This is a genomic window from Pseudomonas sp. IT-P2 (assembly GCF_949767575.1).
GTDB classification, from domain to species: domain Bacteria; phylum Pseudomonadota; class Gammaproteobacteria; order Pseudomonadales; family Pseudomonadaceae; genus Aquipseudomonas; species Aquipseudomonas pharyngis.
In genome coordinates this window covers 1-413 of the sequence record NZ_CATKQA010000036.1, presented here as the reverse complement: position 1 = coordinate 413, position 413 = coordinate 1, and the positions used below count along the sequence as shown (strand labels likewise).

1 pseudogene is annotated in these 413 nt (G+C 66.1%); it reads left to right on the top strand.

Annotated elements, in window-relative coordinates:
- Window positions 1–413 (top strand): annotated as a pseudogene (locus ACM6JM_RS19275) (hypothetical protein); the annotation flags it as partial.

The window sequence follows — 413 nt, the reverse complement described above, 5'->3', positions numbered from 1 at the left end:
CCGTGACCCCCGCCACGGCGCCGACCATCACTTCGGTCAAGGGCTCGCCAAGCAATGTGGAAATCGTCAACGGCGGCGTCACCACCGAAACCAGCGTGACCCTGACCGGCGCCGCCGCCAAAGGCCAGAAGGTCGATGTGCTGCTGGGTACCGTCTCCAAAGGTCAGCCCGTTGCCGATCCAACGACCGGTATCTGGACTCTGACGGTGACCGGCCTGACGACTGCGCCCCAGAGCTTCACCGCCAAGGCGTTGTATGCGCCGGGTGCGACCTCGGCAGCGCGGACCTTCACCGTGACCCCCGCCACGGCGCCGACCATCACTTCGGTCAAGGGCTTGCCGAGCAATGTGGAAATCGTCAACGGCGGCGTCACTACCGAAACCAGCGTGACCCTGACCGGCGCCGCCGCCAAA